This window comes from Sphingomonas faeni (assembly GCF_040407495.1).
GTDB lineage: Bacteria > Pseudomonadota > Alphaproteobacteria > Sphingomonadales > Sphingomonadaceae > Sphingomonas > Sphingomonas faeni_D.
Window position 1 is genome coordinate 97,019 of record NZ_JAPZPP010000006.1, and the last position, 18,128, is coordinate 115,146.

The window sequence follows — 18,128 nt, forward strand, 5'->3', positions numbered from 1 at the left end:
TTCAAGGCTGCCTGATACCCATAGCTCGAAAACATCGAGGAGGGGTCAATGGCGAACGCCGAAACCATAGCTGGCGAGCCGGAAAAAGGCGCGTCGCGCTATGCCTGGTACGTGCTGTCGATCCTGTTTCTCGTCTATGTCCTGAACTTCGTCGACCGGCAGATCATCTCGATCCTGGCGGAGGACATCAAGCGCGACCTGGGGCTCAAGGATCAGGATCTCGGGTTCCTGTACGGCACCGCATTCGGTGTGTTCTATTCGCTGTTCGGGATTCCACTCGGGCGGCTGGCGGACAATTGGCACCGCGTCAGGCTGATGACGATCGGACTGTCGCTATGGTCTGTGATGACCGCGCTGTCGGGCTTTTCGAAGACCAGCGGGCATCTTGCCGCCGCGCGGATCGGCGTCGGGATCGGCGAGGCGACGGCGAGTCCTTCGGCATACTCGATCATCTCCGACTATTTTCCGAAGCGGCTGCGTGCGACCGCGCTGTCGATCTACTCCGCAGGGCTCTACGTCGGCGGCGGCTGTTCGTTGTTTATCGGCGGGCTGATCGTGCAGGGCTGGAACAAGGCCTATCCGGGCGGCGGACCGCTCGGGCTGGTCGGCTGGCAGGCGGCGTTCATGGCGGTCGGCGTGCCGGGGCTGTTGCTCGCCGTCTGGATCGCGACGTTGAAGGAGCCGATCCGTGGGCTGGTCGAGGGTTTGCCCGAACCGGAGAAGCACCCCACGCCATTCCGGGCGTTCGGCGCCGAGCTGGTGACGATCGTGCCGCCGCTGACGTTGATCGGCGCGGCGATGGGCGGCGCTCGGGCGCTTGGGTATAACCTGCTCGCGCTGGCGGTGGTGGTCGCGGCGGTGTCGGGGCTGATCGCGGTCGGCGAGCCGTGGCCGCAATGGGTGGCGATCGGGATCGGCGTGTATGCGGTGTTCTCGTGGGCGTCGGCGTTGAAGCGCCGCGATCCGCCGACCTTCGCGCTGATCGTCGGGACGCCGGCGTTCCTGTGCACGGTCGTCGCCTACGGGCTGAATGCGTTTCTCAGCTATGCGGCGAGCTTCTGGGCGGCGCCTTATGCGTTGCGCGAGCTTGGTGCGACGCCGGCGTCGGCGGGGTTCATGATCGGCAGCCTTGGCGCGACCGCTGGCTTCCTGGGGCTGACGATCGGCGGGGTGGTGTCGGATCGGTTGCGGCAAGGTAACCCGGCGGGGCGGTTGTGGGTGGTGATATTCGGTGCGGTGGTGCCGGTGCCGTTCCTGATCCTCGCCTTTACCGCATCGTCGCCGACCGCGTTCTATGCCGGCATTTTCCTCGCGCAGTTGACCGCGTCGTGTGCGCTGGGGGCGGCGGCGGCGACGACGCAGGACATGGTGTTGCCGCGGATGCGGGGGACGGCGACGGCGACGTTCTTCATCGGGACGACGCTGATCGGGTTGGCGCTTGGGCCGTACATGGCGGGGCGGGTGTCGACGCTGACCGGGAGCCTGTCGATCGGGATGCTGTCATTGCTGGTGGTGACGCCGATTACCTTGGCGTGCGCGGTGGCAGCGTATCGGTTGGCGCCGCGAGCCGAGGCGACGCGGGAGGAGCGGGCAAGGGCGGCTGGGGAGGCGGCTTAGGGTTTGGGCTTGGACTCAGAACCTCGGGCAAGTGCCGAGTTTGTGCCCTAGTCCCAGCGGGACCGTGAGCCTGAGCCCGCCCCCAACCCGTTCGTGCTGAGCGAAGTCGAAGCACCTGCGCTTGGGGACATGTTCTTCGACTTCGCTCAGGACGAACGGGATAGGAGCGGAAGAGGAGCGGAATAGGAATGAGCGGTCGGCGTCGGGTCCGGAGCCGGGCAGGGATATCGCGAATTGCCCTCTTTTCCGTTCGTCCTGAGTAGCCGTCGAGTAGGTGCGTCAGCAGCGTATCGAGATGGCGTATCGAAGGACAGGTTGGCGCGGGGGATCTGTGCTTCGATACGAGCCCTCTGTACGCCGCCTTCGGCGTCTACTCGGTCTCTACTTAGCACGAACGGGCGGGGGCAACAGGCCAAGGCCGCGATGCCGCTATCAGGCTGCGGAGGTATGCCCCTCCCGAACGAAGGAGGGGCGACCTCACTCACCCCGCCTGGAACACGCCGCAGGCGATCCGTCCGCCGCTGTTGCCCGACGGGTCGGTCATCATGTCGTCCGGTGCCGCGTGCACCACGAACGCGGCGCCGTCCGCATCCAGCAAGCCAGCCATCGTCGCGCCCGGAATCGTGATCCCGATCGTGCCGCGACCGTCGGTGCCGATGATCAGGTTGGGCAGGTCGCCCTCGTGCGGCCCCTGGGGGTTCATGCTGCCGTGCTTCATCCCGGTCGGGTTCCAGTGGCCGCCCGCGGTCGCGAAGTCCGGGGCGTCGCAGCGACCGGCGGTGTGGATGTGCGCGCCGTGCGTGCCGGGCGGCATCGCCTTGGCATCGAGCGTGAAGCGGATGCCGCCGGCGACTTCGGTCGCGGTCGCGCGGCCGACGTCGGTGCCGTCGGCGGTGTGGAGCATTGCCGTAGCACGCTGGCCACCGGCCATCGGCGTCCCGGTGTCCATGCCGGTCTTCTCGCAGGCGCTGAGGCCCATCGTCGCGGCGCCGAGTAGCGCCAGTGTCGCAATCCGCATGTCGTCTCTCCCTGTTGATATCTTGGCGAACCCCCCGGCACCGCTCAGGTTCCGCCCCCGGTGTCGAGTGCCCAGCGCGCGACCGGTTCGTAGGTCGCGCCGTCGCGTCCGAGATGGCTCTGGTACAGGACGAGATGGCTCAGCGGGAAGGGGGCGCTCATGAGCCCCGCATGGATCGCCAGCCATTCCTCGATCGCAAAGCCAGTACCCGCCGACCGCGCCAGCCGCGCGACGGTGATGTGCGGGAGGTAAGCGCGGCGCTCGGGTTCGAGCCCGGCGCGAACGCAGGCCTGGTCGACCTTGCGGTGCAGTGCCGCAAGCGCGTCGTGCGGGGCCACGCCCGCCCACAAGGTGTCGGTCCGCCCGCGCTTCTCGAACCGCCAGACGCCGGCGAGCGATACGGTGGGCGCCGGCGCGACGATTTGGCTCAAGGCGACGGCGACATCCTCGGCGACGGGCCGCTCGACCTCGCCGATGAACCGCAGCGTCACATGCAGTTGCTCGTCGTCCTGCCAGCGCGCGGCGGGGACGCCCTCCATGATGTCGAGCAACTCCCGACGGATAGCGGGCGGCGGGCGGAGGGCGACGAACAGGCGGATCATATATTGACCGATGTTAGCCGCCATCCGGGGCGCGGATGCAACCACTCTGCTTGAAAAGCGTCCTGTAAAAGACGATATCCACCGTAACCGGCACCATGCCGGACAAAGGAGCTGATTTCACCATGGCTAATTGGTCTGACCCCCGGCCCCGCGCCGCGCCGTTCGGAACGACGGCCACGGGCCAGCGTACCGAGGCCTATGACGCTGGTCTCCGGTCGTACATGCTGTCCGTGTATAACTACATGGGCTCGGCTGTCCTGTTGACCGGCATCGTCGCGATGCTGTTCGCATGGGGCGGCGCAGAGTCGCCTGCCGCACAGGTGTTCATGAGCGGCGGCATCCTGAAGTACGTCATCATGTTCTCGCCGCTCGCGATCGTGTTCGGCATGAGCTATGGCCAGAACAAGATGTCGACCGGCACGATGCAGATGCTCTTCTGGGGCTTCGCCGTCCTGATGGGCCTGTCGATGTCGACCATCTTCTTGGTCTATAGCGGCACGTCGATCGCGGGTGCGTTCTTCGCCACTGCCGCCGGTTTCGCTGGTCTGAGTCTGTACGGCTACACCACCAAGCGCGACCTGTCGGCGTTCGGGACGTTCCTGATCATCGGCGTCGTCGGCTTGCTGGTCGCGAGCCTGATCAACATGTTCCTGCAGTCGGGCGTGATGCAGTTGGTCATCAGCGGCGTCGGCGTGCTGCTGTTCGCGGGCCTCACCGCCTACGACACGCAGCGTACCAAGGCGCTGTATGCGCAGGTCGCTGGCACGGACATGGTCGGCAAGGTCGTCATCATGTCGGCGCTGAGCCTGTACCTCGACTTCATCAACATGTTCATGTTCGTGCTGCGTCTGTTTGGTAGCAGCCGCAACTAACTCCGGCTAAGGGTGTGACGAACGCAGGGCTCGGCGGGACACCGCCGGGCCCTTTTCTTTTGGCCTCGGGACAGGAATGGGACGCGCAATGCGGCTCTCGATCGACGTGCATCTGGATTACGGGATCGCTGGGGATGCCGACGTGCTCCTCCAGATCGAAGCGGCGGCGATGGCCGACCAGACGATCGAGTCCGAGTCCCTTACCTTGTGGTCCGACAGTCCGATCCGGGCCGTGCGCGGCGAGGATGGGGTCGGGCAACGTTGCTGGTCGCGTGGGCATGGGCGGTTCACGGCAGAGTATAAGGCAATCGTCGCGGTGAAGCGCGAGCGGGTGCAGCTCGAGCTGTACCCGGCAACGCCACCGCGGATGCTCGACGGGGAGCTGACGCCGTATCTTATGCCGAGCCGCTATTGCCCGTCGGACCGGTTCGAGGGCTTCGTCGCGCGCGAGTTCGGGGGTCTGGAAGGCGGTCCGCTGGCGGCGGCGTTGACCGAGTGGGTGTACCAGTCGCTCGACTATCGCTGTGGATCGAGCAGTGGCGAGACGACCGCGCTCGATACGTTTGCGTCGCGCTCGGGGGTGTGTCGGGATTATTCGCATCTGCTGGTGTCGCTCGCGCGGGCGGGCGGGATCCCGGCGCGGTGCGTGTCGGCCTATGCGCCGGGCGTCGATCCGCCCGACTTCCATGCGGTCGCGGAGCTGTGGCTGGCAGGCGACTGGCGGTTGATCGATGCGACGAAGATGGCGACGTGCAGCGATATCGCGCGGGTCTGCGTCGGGCGCGATGCGACCGATATCGCGTTCATGACGGTGTTCGGGCAGGCGTATCTGTGGGAGCAGACGGTGAAGGTTACGCCGCTGGATTGAGCCGCTTCCCGGGGCCCTTCGCGGGGAAACAAAGCGCACTTCGACCGTTGGTCATCGCCAAGATTAAAAAGGGACGTCGCAATGACCGACATAGACAAGAGCGCGCTGGATAGCCTGTCCGTAGCGCCCGACGACAAGGACGCCGAGGGCAAGAGTTCGGGTCGCGATCCGCGCCAGGAAGCGGGCCAGGACAAGTCGATCGGCAAGCGCCTGCAGAAGAATCCCGACAGCGCCGACGCACGGCTCGACAACGGGCTCGACGAGTCGATGGACGGCAGCGATCCGATTTCAGCGACGCAGCCGGGGTCGGGCACCGAGCCGGCGAAGTCGTCGGGCTATGACGAGGATGCCGAGCGGGCGCTGCGCGAAAAGCAGGCGTAACCCTCGCATCTGCTCAACGAACGGGCGTCGGTTGGCAACGACCGGCGCTTTTTTGTTGCCCAAACGCCGCGCAAGACGATCAAATCGCTTAGTTTCGTTCGGTTCGTCGCAGCCTTGTTGCAGCGCAACAGCTTTCATGGTCGCTTGGTGTTACGGAAAGATGACGCGCGATAGGGTCGTTGTTAACCATCCGAGCGCATAGTCTGCCGGTTCCTTGACGAGAGCGGGGTGACGACATGGCTTCCAGAATGAAACCGGCACAGGGGTCTATGACCCTCGCCGAGATGAAGGAATTCGCGGCTTTTCCGAGTTCGACGCAGCGGTATATCCGGCGTTCGCTCGATGTGGGCCTGGACCGTGAGGACGCGATGCAGCGCTGGTCGCGCGACGTAGTCGAGGCGGCAAGCATCCGGGCGCAGGCGCGGCTCTATAACAACCTTCCCGATCTGCGCGCGATGGTGCCGGACGATAGCGGTCTGGATGCGATCGAGCCGTTCCTGGCGCCGCTGATGACGTTGGTCGCGTTCGACCTGGGGCAGGGGCGGCTGACGAGTTTCTCGGCGTTGCGGTTCCTGTACGAGCGGTTGATCGGCGCTGAGGTTCGGCCTTGGCTACCATCGGCGTTCTGCGCGGCGGCGGCGCTCCCGCATCTGCATCCGGAGCTGCGGCGGAAGCTGCTCCAGTCGATCAGCGAGGCGGCGGCGACCGCGTCGGGCTGGTCGAACCGGCAGCCGGCGTTCTTTCCGTATTGGGTCGAGAAGGTGGATTCGGGGACGACCTTGGCGAGCTGAAATCTCGCGGGTAGCGAGGCGGACTGTCAGGGCGTTATCCACCCCGGCGAAGGCCGGGGCCCAATTGGAGAGGTCGCAGTAACGATGCGCACCCCTTCGCTTAGCCAGGTCTCCCAATTGGACCCCGGCCTTCGCCGGGGGAGGGGTAACGAGGGGGATCGGATCACCGACACGCACGCCATCCCATCGACCCACGGTTAGCCTGGTCGAGATGCAGGTGGTCGGCATGCGCGGCGTTGTAGTCGGGGGACAGCGTCGTCGCGTACAGCTGGCATGCGCCGTCGCGGACGTCGCGGAGGAATGCGGCTTTGGGATCGTCGCCTTTCCAGTCTCGCGCTACGGTGATGCGGGTGCCGTCGGTCAGGCGGAAACCGGCGATGTCGACCGCGTCGGCGGTCGAGTGTTCGCTCCAGTTGCTCGAATGGCTGCCGGCGATGCGGCGGCAACTATAGCTGCCGAAATGATCGATCAACGCGACGCGTGCGCCGAAGTGCCGTTCGGCGGCAGGCTGGACGATGTCCCATTCCCACATCGCTAGTGCCGCGGCGACCGGACAGGCGACGCCCAACCCGGCAGGTGCGAAGGCGATCTTTCGAGCACCGCCGGTTAGACGCACGCCGTCTGCATAGCCGCATTGCCCGTCGCGCTTGCGCGGCTGCAGGACGGTGTAGTGGACGCCGGCGCGGTCGAGCAGCGCGCGGCATTGCGGGAAATCTTCGGTCAGCGCGGTCAGCTTGCGGCCCGTGAACAGGCCGACCGGCTGGCCAAGGTCAAGCGGCGCCCAAGGCACGTCCTGCGGCCGTCCACGAAGGCTCGCCCACAGCATCAGCGCCAACGTGGCGATGACGACCAGCGCCACCAGCCACCCGATCGTCCTCCGCACCGCGCGCATGTCAGCCGCGCACCGCGTCCGACATCGGCTCCGACGTTATCGGATAGCCGAGGTCGTCGGGGATGCAGAGATGCTCGACGCCATCGCGTATCTCGGTCCACGGCGTGACAGTGCGGATCGGATGCGCGCGCGCGTCAGCGACCGCGGCGTCGAAATCGGCGAACTGCGCGAGGCGTTCGAGATTGCGGCAGGTCGGGAAGATGATCGTCGCGCGTCCGGCATCGGTCTCGGCGAGAACGTGCGCGGCGGTGGCCCAGAACAAACGGACGTTTTCGGTCTCGTCGACCCGCGCCGCGGGGGCGTCGGCGGGCAGGCGGGCGAGATAGAAGCGCGCGTCGAAGATGCGCGCATGGGCGTGTGCTGGTCGCCAGCGGGCGAAATATTCCAGCGCATCGAGATCGAGGGACGTGTCTGCGCCCGCCAACGCTTCACCGAACGCGGTTCCGGCGTGAAGGGCGGCGCGCAACTGCTCGAAGTCCTGTATGGAGGGCATCGGTGACAGGCCGATCGGCAGGCCGGCTTCCTCGATCGTTTCGCGGATCGCGGCGATACGCGCGGCGGTTTCGTCGTCGGGGTGGCCGAGCAGAGCTGCCAGCGCATGGTCGCCGGGATCGACGCGGCCGCCGGGGAATACCAGTGCGCCGCCCGCGAACGCCATCGCCTTGGCCCGCTCGACCATCAGCAGTTCGGGCGGGCCGCCTGGCGTGTCGCGGAAGATGACGAGCGTCGCGGCGGGGATGGCGGGGGGAAGCGCGTCGGTCATTGGCTTTGGTAACGCGCGAGGGCGGGATCGGGTAGCGTCGTGGGGTGGAGCGGACATGCTCCTGCGTCCCAACTTTGCGAAGGCTGGTCTTGCGCAGGCATGGTCGCTGCGCGGACGGAAATGCTTACCCTCGGAAAGTTCATGATCGTATCGTGAGGTTTGCCGATATGGGTTTCCGCCTCCGTGGGAATGACGGTGGTGGTCAGTCTTCGAGCATCGCCGCCAGGGCAGGCGACAGGTACTCCTGCGCGGTGCCGTCGATCTCGGTGACGAGGCGGGCGGCGATGCCGTTGGCGTTTGCGAGCTCGATGCCCTCTAGCGGCCCCAGCACGGTGAGTGCGGTTGCCCAAGCGTCGGCTTCGAGCGCGGTCTCGTGGATGACGCTGGCGGAAACGACGCCGGTGTCGATCGGGCGTCCGGTGCGTGGATCTAGCGTGTGCGCGCCGCGGCGGTAGTCGCCGGAGGTCGCTACCGCTTGGCCGTGCAGCGCGATCCGGAGCGGGGGGAGTGTCAGCCCTGGGGGGCTCTCGAGGTCGACCCACCAGGGATCGCCGTCCGGCTTGATCCCGCGACCGGCGAGTTCGCCGCCGATCTCGACCAGTGCGTTCGGGATGCCGGCGTCGTGCAAGAGGTCGGCGATGGTGTCGACCGCGTGGCCCTTGGCGATCCCCGAAAGGTCGAGCGCGGTGCCGCCGGGTTGGCGGAGGTGGGCGCCGGTGGCGGCGAACGAGAGCCGGGACCAACCCGATGTCGCGCGCGCTTTTTCGATTTCGGCAGTGCTTGGGGGGCACGCGACGGGGACGGGGCCGAAACCCCAGGCATCGACGAGCTTGCCGATCGTCGGATCGAACGCGCCGCCGGTTACCTCGGCGATCGCGAGGCCGCGCGTCATGACGTGTGCGAAGTCGGGTGGGAGCGTCGTCCAGGTGCCGCTCGGCGACCGGTTGAAGCGGGACAGGAGCGAGTTCGGTGCCCAGTGGCTCATCTCTCCGACCAGCCCGGCTAGTCGTGCGACGATCGCGGACTGGATCGGCGACGGGTCGGTACCGGCGGGCGCAGCGAAGCGCGCGCTCCACGACGTCCCCATGGTCGCGCCGTGGAGATCGAGCACCACCGCCGACGGATCGCGCGCCCCGAACGCCGCGGCGTCGATCGTCGGTGGCAGCGCGATCCTCATGCCGCTAAACTCACGGCCGAACGCCTCAGGGCGTGAGCACTTCGAGTGTCGTGACGTAGCTCATCCGCCGCTCGGTCGCGCGCGGCGTGGTCGCCTTGGCGTCGGTCAGCGTCGCGTTGAGCCAGTACATCCCGGCGGTCGGCCAAGAAACGCTGAGCACGCCGTCAGCGCCAGTGGTCAGCTCGCGTGCGCCTTCGTCGTTGCGATAACGCTTGCCGCCGGGGATCACCGTGACCTTCAGGCCGGCAGCGGGTTTGCTGTCGACCAGGAAGCGGAACTTCGCGGTCTCGCCCGCGACCAGTTCGTCGGGGTGCGTGATCGGTGCGAACTCAAGGCCCTTGCCGGTCGTCTTGAACACGGTGGTGGTCGGCGCGCCCGCGGTCACGAAGATTTCGTTACGGCCCGACACCTCGGTGACCTTCACGTCGGTCGCGTTGGCGGGGATGTCGGCGACGGTCAACGGGGCGGGGGCGTTCGGCTGCGGCGGACCGCGACGACCGCCGAGACGCTTCTCGACGCCGTCGACCTTGAAGCTGCCCATGACCGCGGACATCTGCGTGCCGATTTTCCACGTGCCGGGCTTGTCGAGCTTCACGTCGAACACCGAGCGATAGCGCCCGGTCGCGCCGTTCTGCAGTGCGCCTTCGCTGCCGTCGGGCTGCCACACCTTCATGCCGTCGAGACGTAGCGGCTGGTGATCGAAGAAGAACAGGTCGTTCGAGACGGCGGCATCGACCGTCACCCAGCCATCGGTCCCCGAGAACACGGTGGCGGACGGCAGCAGCCACATGCGGTGCGCCGACAGCGCGGCGGGGATCGACAACAGCGCAGCGGCGGCCATCAGGCGTATGGCGAAAGGCTTCATGCTGTGATCCTTAGCGGGTGGAGATGGCGACGGCGCCGAGCTCGGTCTTCCCCGTGGTACGGGCTCCGGCAGTAAGCGGTATGGAGACGAGTTCGCGACCGCCGGTTTCGCGCGCAGCCTCGACGTTGAGGACGTATTGGCCAGACTTGACGTCTGCGGGCAGCGGAATGGTGTACTGGCCCGGCGTCCGCGTCGCGCCGCTGACGCCGTCGGCGGGCATCGTCATGCTGCGGCCACCCTTGCGCCACCACGCGCGCAGGTCCGCGAGCCATTTGGTGCCGGGATCGTTGCCGCGCTTCTTGAGATCATACCAGACCGCCAGCGTGCGCGGCGCGCCGCCACCGACCGGCTCCAGCCATACCGCGACATAGGGACGATGATATTCCGCGACGTCGAGCCGCGGGATCGTGATCGTCACGGCACCGGGCGGCGCTGCAACCGCAGGCGACAACAGGGCAGGCGCGGCGATCGCCCCGCCGAGCAACAGGAACGCGGTAGGACGCATGGCGAAACCCCTCAATGGATGAACAGGATGGCGAGCAAGACGGGAAGCGCGAGCCCGGCCGCGACGATCGGCCAGGTCGAGGGCCGGTGCCGCGCGTGGAGTTGCAGCAACAGCAGCCCGGTAAGCGTAAACAGGATGCACGCGCCGGCGAAGATATCGATGAACCAGAACCACGCCGCGCCCGCGTTGCGACCCTTATGCAGGTCGTTCAGGTACGAGATCCAGCCGCGATCGGTGGTTTCGGCGGTGATCGCGCCGGTCGCGCGTGCGATGCTGACCCAGCCGTCGCCGCCGGGTCGGGGCAGCGCGACATAGGCGTCGCTGTCGGACCATTCGACGGGCTTGCCGGCGGGATCGAGCCCGACCGCGGTTGAGACCGCCTTGGCCACGGGAACGGGGAGCGGCGCATCGGCGGTATGCGGTGCGCTCAGCATGTGGAGCAGCGACCGTGGTAGCATCCTGCTTTTCTCCACGACGATCGGTTTGGCACCAATCGATGCCGCGTGATTGAGCGTGATGCCGGTAATCGCGAACAGCAGCATCGCAGTCAGGGACAGCGCCGCGCTGATCCAGTGCCAGCTGTGCAATTGCTTGAGCCACCAGCTTCGCCACGTGCGTTTGCGCTTGGCGGTAACGGCCGGTCGAGTAGACCCTTGGGACATGAGAGAGTGTGGCGTGGTCACCGCCACCGCCTATCGTTTTCGAGAATGTAGATCAAGGCTATTGAGAATTGTTAGCAGAAACTTTGGTAGCGGTTAGTTGGCAAACGCTGGCGCTCGAGTGTCCGACTGCGCGACGACGCGATTTACCGACGATGGCGCCAGCAGCAGCACCGACGGTGTCACCGTGGCATCGAACGCTCGGAGATAAAAGTGACCGGTGCCGGCCAGACCCAGCATCAGGCTGGGGGACTCGCCGGCGCCGGGCGTGCCCGACGGCCAGGGGCGACCGGGACTGCCATAGGTGTCGATTCCGTGCCGGGCGATCTCGTCGACGAGGGTTCTCGCCTCGGCATCGCCGCTCACTGCGGCCCAGTTCAGGAACAGCTCCGCGTCGCCGGCCGCGCCGTGGCACAGCGAGTAGTTACAGCTGCTGCGAGCGAGCTGGCCGATCACCGATCGCGCGGAGATCCGCAAGGCGGACTCGATCGCCGGACGCATCGTCGCGTCGCCGGTGAGCTCGAACGCCCGCATGCGCGCAAGGCCGATGCCGACCGCGCCATGGCACCAGGCAGCGGGGGCGGCGCCGAGCGGCTTGCCTGGATCATGGCTGCGCAGGTCCGGCCACTGGTCGCTCGCGGTATCGAACCAGCTGTCTTCATAGGCGAACGCAGCGCGTCCTGCCGAGGCGAACCGATCGTCTTGGGTTGCTGCGGCGAGTTCGAGCAGCGCCCAGCCGACGCCGCCCGCGCCGTGCGACAGCCCGGTAAGATTGGGGCGGCGTTGGGCGCGAAAGTCGGCGACCAGATCGTCGGACAGGCCGGACATATCGACCAGTTCAGCCATCTCGCCCATCGCGTTCCAGGACAGGCCGCGGTCGCTGGTTTCCGCTGCGTCGAGAAGGCGTTCCCCGGCGACGATCGCGGCATCGGTGAGCGAAGGCGCATCATGCGCTACACCGAGGGCAAGCAGCACGGGTATCGCGCCTGCGTTGCCGGACATCACGTCGATCGCCACGCGACCCTCCGGCGACAGCGCGACTGCGCGGTGGACCATCGCGAGCCCTTGCGCGACAAGGTCTTCGCGGTCGATTGCAGCACCGGCCTGCATCGCCGCATACCCGATCCCGAGAAACCCGGTGTAGAAGCCGCGGTGGAGTGCTTCGGGGATATCCGCCGCACGGTCCAGCGCATGTGCGATTGCGCCAGCCGCGGTTCGCGCCGCGAGCGGATCGCCGGTGGCCCGGTGCAGCCGTGCGAGGAACAGGCCGATCCCCGCGGTGCCGTCGTACAGGGTCGGACCCATCGTGCCGCACCCGAGCACCTGGGCGCCGATGAAATCCTCATGGATGGGACCGAACCAGTTGCAGCGCACGCCGTGCCACACCGCGTCACGCGCAAGCTTGGTGCCGATATCGAAGGCGGTTTCGAGATAGAGGGGGTTCATGATCACTGTATCGCCTGCTGCGAGAGCATCGGAGGAACGTCATACTGATCGTCGGAGCCGGCGTTGAGCCATAAGGCGTCTGCGCGCAGGCCTGCTTCCGCGATCTTTGCCGTCAGCGTATCGGCGAACTTCGGCACGGCGAACCCGTCATCGGCGCGTGATGCGGCGAGCGCTTGTGCGACCAGCTGGCTGCGGGCCATGCCGAAGCTCTCGCGGTTGCCTGGATCCTCGGCGAAGCCCAGCCCGGGCGCGAGGCGCCTCGCAAACAGCGGCACAGGGTCGTCGAGCAACGCGGCGAAAGCGGGGTAGGCCGCGAGGAGTATCGTCGATACGGCCGGAAACAGCGGTTGCGCGATATACAGCACCGCGTTGTCGCGGCGGGTGTAATCGGCGCTGCGGACGACAATCTTGAAATCGAACGGTATCCGGTAGCGGTTGAGCAGGGCGGTCAATCCGGTCACCAGATCGACCGCGCCGCTGATCTGCACGTTCCAGTAGAAGCGGACGATCGGCGCAAGATCGTTGACGTCGCGAAACGCCTCGCCGAACGCGTAATAGAAACCGGCCTGCGCGGTGGTCGATCCGCCGGGGATCTGCACCGCCAACGCGCTTCCCTTCGGTATCGGCATGACGCCATCGATTGCGATGAACTGGCCGGGCACGAACCGGCGCGTGCGGCCGTGGCGTGTCGCCAGCACACTGCCATTCGTGTCGCTCCCGCTGAAAATCCATCCCTGCTCGGCACGTGATCGGCTGGTATTGGCATGTTCCAAGGCGGCGGTAAGGTCGGCGGGTTCGACCGAGGCGACGGCATCGTCCCTGGGAAATACTCGCGCATAGGCATGCTCGTAGACCACTGGCATCAGCGCTGTCGCCAACGCGTCTTCGGTCGCTGCGCCGCTCACTCGCCCGACCGCAACGTCATCGAGCAGGATCGCACCGTCGTCGCCGATCCGCAGCGCCGCGACGAAGGGGGCGAGTTCGCTTGCGGTACCGGTCACGCCGCGATTGCCTGGTTGATCGCGCGAGGCGTCGGATCGCCGATGCCGAGCAATTCCTCCGCCACGCGGTCCGGGTCGGCGAGGATGTTCAGCGCGGTTTGGGCGAGGAGAATGGCGATCGGATCGGTCGTCTGGCTCCAGGCGCTGCGTTCGAACGCGGTCACCATCATGCGAGCGGCCAACATGCCGATGCAGCGTTTCAGGAAGCCCGGTGCGTCGCCCCGATAGGTATCGCTGGCGGTGATGTACGCGGTCCAGAAGGCCGCGATCGCGGGCTGGACAAACGCGAGGGGCACGGTCGCACGCGCGAACAGCGCAGCGGGGTCTGATCCGGCAGGCATCGAGCCGATCCAGAAGGCGAGATAGGATTGCAGCATGCTGCCGACGTCCCAGGCCGCGTCGCCGATATCCGCCAGTTCCCAGTCGATAATGTAGAGTTGTCGATCGGCCAGCGCCTCGCCCTTCGGGGCGAGCAGGCAGTTTTCCCACCGCATGTCGGTATGGATCAGCGTATCGCGTTTCCACCCCTCGCGCAGTTCGCCGAGCATTGCACCTGCGCCTGGCGCCGATAGCAATATGTCGAGCAGCGCCGATGCCGCCGGACTGCGCCGCATGCCGCTGACATCCGCCTCGCCGTGGAGCCGAAGGATCCAGGGCGACTGCTGCGGGAACAGCGCGGCTTGCGGTGCGCCCTCGACGAAGCGGATCGCGTGATAGGCGGACAAGGCGGACCCCAGTCGTGCGGCAAGGTCGACAGGGCAGGTTCCGAGCTTGCGGTGAACCGCGGTCAGCGTCTCGCTGTCCGGGATCAGATCGTTGATCAAGATGCCCTGCTCGGCGTCGTAGAGCCGGAACTGCGGCAGCAGATCGCGCAGCGGGCGCAGGCGGTCGTCGCCGAACGCGCCGCGATAGACCTCTGCTTCGCGCGCGATCGTCTCGCGCGTACCGGGCTCGGTCTCGATCGCCTGCTTGATGAAATACGCCGGGCCGTTTCGCTGCTTGAGCATCACGAACCGGTTGCGGCTGCGGCTCATCGTCAGGACCATGCCGCCATCGACGATCCCGGCGCGATCGATCAGGCCTTTGCCTGTCAGGTAGCGGATGAGATTGCGGGTGACGATCGGGTCCATGCGGCCTGCCATATGCGAGGGAAATCGCGAAGAACCGCCGACCCTTGAGGGCCGGCGGCTTTCGAGTATCGATCAGAAGGTGCAGCCCGCCGACCACATCACGTGCTTGCAGTCGAGCTCGACCTCGGGCGCCTGCGGCTGACCCGCAAAGGTGCAACCCGCCGTCCACATCACGTGCTTGCAATCCGTCGCCGTGACGTTCTCCTCGGGAACCGCGACCAACGTGCAGGCGAGCGTCGTCAGGACATGCCCGCAATCCGCAACCGATTCGGCGGCCTGGAACGTGCACCCTGCAGTCCACAGCACGTCCTTGCATCCGGGTGCCGCACCCAGCGCGCCGGTCTGTTCGTCACCCAGCGTGCAGGCCAGCGTCGTCAGCACGTTGCCGCAATCCAACGCCTCGGCTGGCTGTGCCCCAGCCAGCGTGCAGAGCGTCGTGGTAACCAGCTCGGCGCATCCCACGGCGTTCTGCTGCTGTCCCGCGAACGTGCAGCCCGCTGTCCACATGACATGCTTGCAATCCGCTGCCTGTGCGTCGCTGCCGACGCCTGCGGGTACCGGCACGCACCAGGTCGGACGTGCGGTGACCAACGTGACGCACATAGCGTCACCGGCTGCGGGTGCTTGGGTATCGAGCGTGCAGGCCAGCGTGGTGAGCACGTTGCCACAGGCCGCGCCATAGCCGGCCGCCTGCTTCCCGACACCTTGTCCGCCCTGGAATGTGCAGCCAAAGCTCATCGCGATTTGTACGCAATCGACTGCACCCTTGGGTGAGGGTGCGGCTTGCGGCGCACCGAGCGTACAGACGAGCGTGGTCAGTACGTTACCACAATCCGCAACTGCCGCCTGCTGGCCGGCGAAGGTACAGCCTGCCGTCCACATCACATCCTTGCAGCCTGGAGCGCCGGCTCCCACGCCGGCCGCCGTGTCCACGCCGATCGTGCAAACCATCGTAGTCGTTATTATCGGGCAACCGACCCCGGGGCTGCCGCCGCCATACCGTTGCTGAACGGAGCCACCGAGATAGTTCTGAGCATAACCATTCATAGCGCCTTCTCCTATGTTTCCGGAATATCCGGAGCGATGAGGCGATCGTGGGGGCTGTTTTGCCAAGGCACAGGTCGCCGCAACCAGCAGCACGTATTGGTGCACTGATCTTCTGGATAGAATTCAAGAGTAAAAGTTGGCTCTTGACTACAATCACAATTAGGTAGACTGAGTTTTAGTTAATCAGTCGTCAATGAATCGAAAAATGTTGTTCGAAGATTATTGACCTTGCAGCTTCATGATCCGATTGGGATTTGGCCGCAATTGGCAATTGAACCAAATTCGATTTTATTTGGTGCAAAGCATCCGAGATGGACAAGTTCTGTCGTAAGTGCAGTCGGCTATGCTTGATCGACAAGGAAGAGTTTCAGAATTGAGATCGGTGGTGCCAAGCGCTCACGCCACGAACTGGCCCTGATTGTGGGGGCAGGGGTGGCGGTATCGCGCTGATATGTAGCTATCCAGGCCGGTGTTCGGCCGGAGTCGTCGGGTCGGGGGCGACCTGCCGGTATCGCCGGTTCGGCATTTTCCGGCAGGTCGCGTTCGTTGGAGGTAGAAGCCGCAGGGCCGCAATCAGCTGATGTGGACGGCCTTGGTGACAAGATGTGCCGCGATGCCCTCGGGACCATCTTCGGAGCCGTGCCCGCTGTCCTTGACGCCACCGAACGGGCTGTCGGGATAGCTCAGGCGGACGGTGTTGATGCCGATCATCCCGGCCTCGATCGCATCGCCGAGCATGTTCTGGCGTCGGCCATTCTCGGTAAAGCAATACGCTGCCAGCCCGAACGGCAGGCGGTTGGCTTCGGTGACCGCGTCCTCGTCGCTACCGAAGCGGCTCAGCAGGGCGACCGGGCCGAACGGTTCCTCGTTCATCGCGCGCGCCGACAGTGGCACGTCGGACAGGACCGTCGGCTGGAAGAAGAACCCGTCCTGACCGCCATAGTCGCCTCCCGCGAGCAGCTTTGCACCATGGCCGGTCGCGTCGCCAACCAGCTCGGCGATCGCATCGGGGCGGCGCGCGTTGGCCATCGGGCCCATCTGGCTGGCCGAATCCATCCCATCGCCGACCTTCAGTCCGCGTGTCCGTTCGGCAAAGCCCGCGGCGAAGCGGTCATAGATGCCGTCCTGCACGTGGAAGCGGGTCGGCGCGACGCAGACCTGCCCGGCGTTGCGGAACTTGTGCGCGACCAGCGTGTCGAGCGTTTTGTCGAGATCGCAATCGTCGAACACCAGCACCGGGCCGTGACCGCCAAGCTCCATCGTCGTGCGCATCATCGTGTCGGCGGCGAGCTTCATCAGTGCCTTGCCGACCGGGACCGACCCGGTGAAGCTCAGTTTCCGCGTGATCGGCGAGGCGAGCAGGTGGCGCGAGACCATGTCGGGCACGCCGAACACGCACTGCGCGACGTCGCCGGGGAGCCCCGCATCCTGGAAGCACTTGAGCACCTCGACCGCGCTGCCCGCGGTTTCCTCGGACGGCTTGATGATGATCGAGCAGCCGGCGGCGAGCGCGGGGGCGATCTTGCGCACGACGTTCATGATCGGGAAGTTCCACGCGCAGAACGCCGCGACCGGACCGACCGGCTGGTGCAGGACGAGGCTGCGGCTGCCCGAGGGGCGGGGCAGCACGCGGCCATAGACGCGCAGGCCCTCCGCGGCATGGAAATCGAGCAGCGCGGCGGCGAAGGCGACCTCGCCCTTGGCCTCGGCCTGGATCTTCCCTTGTTCGAGCGTCGCGATGCGCGCGATATGATCGGCGCGCTCGCGCAGCAGTTGTGCGGTCCGCGTCAGAATTGCGGCGCGCTTTTCGGGCGGGGTGGCCCGCCACGCGACGAACCCGCGCTGCGCCGCCTCCAGCGCGGAATCGAGATCGGCGGCGCTGGCAAGCGGCAACGCGGCCTGCCCCGCGCCTGTCGCCGGGTTGAGCACATCGCGCGTATCGCGACCGTCGCCAGTCAGCCACTCGCCAGCGATGTAAAGTCCGAGTTTGGTATCGTAGGTCGCAGTCATTGGCGTTCTCCGTATGGTGCATCGATCGAACCGTCGGGTTCATGTCGTTGCGGTACGGCGCGAATGTAACCCTTTGCCCAGGGTTCGGGGAGGTTGCCGTATGACGATCGAGGGACTCGCTGCACGGCGTGTCGCTAATGCCGTCCTCTGCCTATCGCGGTACGCGTCGGAGTTAATCGGACCGTGGGTGCGCCGCAATCCCGCCGATGGCCTACGCAACCCCAAGGTACATGCGTTACTCGGCTTCGTCCCTAGCTTCCTCAACCGTCGTACTTCCGGCATCCCGCGCAATTCTCCGGAGGTGTCGATACGTGACGGCGCTGCCAAGCACTCGTAGCGCGGGAACAGTCTGGGCGGCAGGCAGCGTGTTCAGTGCTGATAAGTACGAGCGCGGCGAGCTACACTTGAGTGCCGCACGCGACCATACCCGCACCATCGATCTGCGCGCGCTCGGCCTAGTGCGGCGCATTGGGAGGAGCTTGCA

18 protein-coding genes are annotated in these 18,128 nt (G+C 66.2%); 5 read left to right on the forward strand and 13 right to left on the reverse strand.

What is annotated here, in order from left to right:
• Nucleotides 1–48 precede the first annotated feature (48 nt).
• Nucleotides 49–1,617 carry a spinster family MFS transporter gene (locus O6W96_RS17040; RefSeq protein ID WP_353470659.1) on the forward strand — a complete coding sequence of 523 codons (1,569 nt, stop codon included), beginning with the start codon at nucleotides 49–51 and terminating at the stop codon, nucleotides 1,615–1,617.
• Between the two features lie 481 nt (nucleotides 1,618–2,098).
• Here O6W96_RS17040 and O6W96_RS17045 read toward each other — a convergent pair whose 3' ends face one another.
• Together O6W96_RS17045 and thpR are read right to left on the reverse strand one after the other, a co-directional pair.
• A complete protein-coding gene (locus O6W96_RS17045) occupies nucleotides 2,099–2,635 on the reverse strand; it encodes a superoxide dismutase family protein (RefSeq protein WP_353470660.1) in 537 nt (178 codons plus the stop codon).
• A 44-nt stretch (nucleotides 2,636–2,679) separates the two neighbouring features.
• Nucleotides 2,680–3,237: an RNA 2',3'-cyclic phosphodiesterase gene (gene thpR / locus O6W96_RS17050; protein WP_353470661.1), complete on the reverse strand. Its 558-nt coding sequence runs from the start codon at nucleotides 3,235–3,237 to the stop codon at nucleotides 2,680–2,682.
• A 122-nt stretch (nucleotides 3,238–3,359) separates the two neighbouring features.
• Between thpR and O6W96_RS17055 the strand changes: the two genes are divergently transcribed.
• From O6W96_RS17055 to O6W96_RS17070, 4 genes are all read left to right on the forward strand, one after another.
• Nucleotides 3,360–4,109, forward strand: a complete 750-nt coding sequence (locus O6W96_RS17055) for a Bax inhibitor-1/YccA family protein (RefSeq protein WP_056065328.1) — start codon at nucleotides 3,360–3,362, stop codon at nucleotides 4,107–4,109.
• An 88-nt stretch (nucleotides 4,110–4,197) separates the two neighbouring features.
• Nucleotides 4,198–4,977 carry a transglutaminase-like domain-containing protein gene (locus O6W96_RS17060; RefSeq protein ID WP_353470662.1) on the forward strand — a complete coding sequence of 260 codons (780 nt, stop codon included), beginning with the start codon at nucleotides 4,198–4,200 and terminating at the stop codon, nucleotides 4,975–4,977.
• An 81-nt stretch (nucleotides 4,978–5,058) separates the two neighbouring features.
• Nucleotides 5,059–5,358, forward strand: coding sequence for a hypothetical protein (locus O6W96_RS17065; protein ID WP_056051272.1), 300 nt, complete (start codon nucleotides 5,059–5,061; stop codon nucleotides 5,356–5,358).
• Between the two features lie 236 nt (nucleotides 5,359–5,594).
• Nucleotides 5,595–6,149 (forward strand): hypothetical protein, encoded by a 555-nt coding sequence (locus tag O6W96_RS17070; protein ID WP_056065323.1) that lies wholly within the window; start codon nucleotides 5,595–5,597, stop codon nucleotides 6,147–6,149.
• Nucleotides 6,150–6,312: 163 nt separating this feature from the next.
• On the opposite strand, the gene O6W96_RS17075 is transcribed toward O6W96_RS17070, so the two are convergent.
• The 11 genes from O6W96_RS17075 to O6W96_RS17125 form a co-directional block, all read right to left on the reverse strand.
• The gene (locus tag O6W96_RS17075; RefSeq protein ID WP_353470663.1) at nucleotides 6,313–7,041 is read right to left on the reverse strand and encodes an extensin-like domain-containing protein; all 729 of its coding nucleotides are present in this window, start codon (nucleotides 7,039–7,041) and stop codon (nucleotides 6,313–6,315) included.
• Nucleotide 7,042: 1 nt separating this feature from the next.
• Nucleotides 7,043–7,804: an NUDIX hydrolase gene (locus O6W96_RS17080; protein WP_353470664.1), complete on the reverse strand. Its 762-nt coding sequence runs from the start codon at nucleotides 7,802–7,804 to the stop codon at nucleotides 7,043–7,045.
• A gap of 202 nt (nucleotides 7,805–8,006) precedes the next feature.
• On the reverse strand, nucleotides 8,007–8,981 hold the full coding sequence (locus O6W96_RS17085; RefSeq protein ID WP_353470665.1) for an FAD:protein FMN transferase: 975 nt from the start codon (nucleotides 8,979–8,981) through the stop codon (nucleotides 8,007–8,009).
• 25 nt (nucleotides 8,982–9,006) lie between these two features.
• A complete protein-coding gene (locus O6W96_RS17090) occupies nucleotides 9,007–9,846 on the reverse strand; it encodes a DUF4198 domain-containing protein (RefSeq protein WP_353470666.1) in 840 nt (279 codons plus the stop codon).
• A 10-nt stretch (nucleotides 9,847–9,856) separates the two neighbouring features.
• Nucleotides 9,857–10,351, reverse strand: coding sequence for a DUF2271 domain-containing protein (locus O6W96_RS17095; protein ID WP_353470667.1), 495 nt, complete (start codon nucleotides 10,349–10,351; stop codon nucleotides 9,857–9,859).
• Between the two features lie 11 nt (nucleotides 10,352–10,362).
• Nucleotides 10,363–11,013 (reverse strand): PepSY-associated TM helix domain-containing protein, encoded by a 651-nt coding sequence (locus tag O6W96_RS17100; RefSeq protein WP_353470821.1) that lies wholly within the window; start codon nucleotides 11,011–11,013, stop codon nucleotides 10,363–10,365.
• Between the two features lie 93 nt (nucleotides 11,014–11,106).
• Nucleotides 11,107–12,456: a lanthionine synthetase LanC family protein gene (locus tag O6W96_RS17105; protein WP_353470668.1), complete on the reverse strand. Its 1,350-nt coding sequence runs from the start codon at nucleotides 12,454–12,456 to the stop codon at nucleotides 11,107–11,109.
• A 2-nt stretch (nucleotides 12,457–12,458) separates the two neighbouring features.
• Nucleotides 12,459–13,457 (reverse strand): T3SS effector HopA1 family protein, encoded by a 999-nt coding sequence (locus tag O6W96_RS17110; protein ID WP_353470669.1) that lies wholly within the window; start codon nucleotides 13,455–13,457, stop codon nucleotides 12,459–12,461.
• Nucleotides 13,454–14,587 carry a phosphotransferase family protein gene (locus O6W96_RS17115; RefSeq protein ID WP_353470670.1) on the reverse strand — a complete coding sequence of 378 codons (1,134 nt, stop codon included), beginning with the start codon at nucleotides 14,585–14,587 and terminating at the stop codon, nucleotides 13,454–13,456. The genes O6W96_RS17110 and O6W96_RS17115 overlap by 4 nt, the downstream gene beginning before the upstream one ends.
• A 72-nt stretch (nucleotides 14,588–14,659) precedes the next feature.
• On the reverse strand, nucleotides 14,660–15,538 hold the full coding sequence (locus O6W96_RS17120; RefSeq protein WP_353470671.1) for a hypothetical protein: 879 nt from the start codon (nucleotides 15,536–15,538) through the stop codon (nucleotides 14,660–14,662).
• Between the two features lie 669 nt (nucleotides 15,539–16,207).
• Complete coding sequence (locus tag O6W96_RS17125; protein WP_353470672.1) at nucleotides 16,208–17,644, reverse strand: NAD-dependent succinate-semialdehyde dehydrogenase; 1,437 nt, start codon at nucleotides 17,642–17,644, stop codon at nucleotides 16,208–16,210.
• Nucleotides 17,645–18,128: the final 484 nt, after the last annotated feature.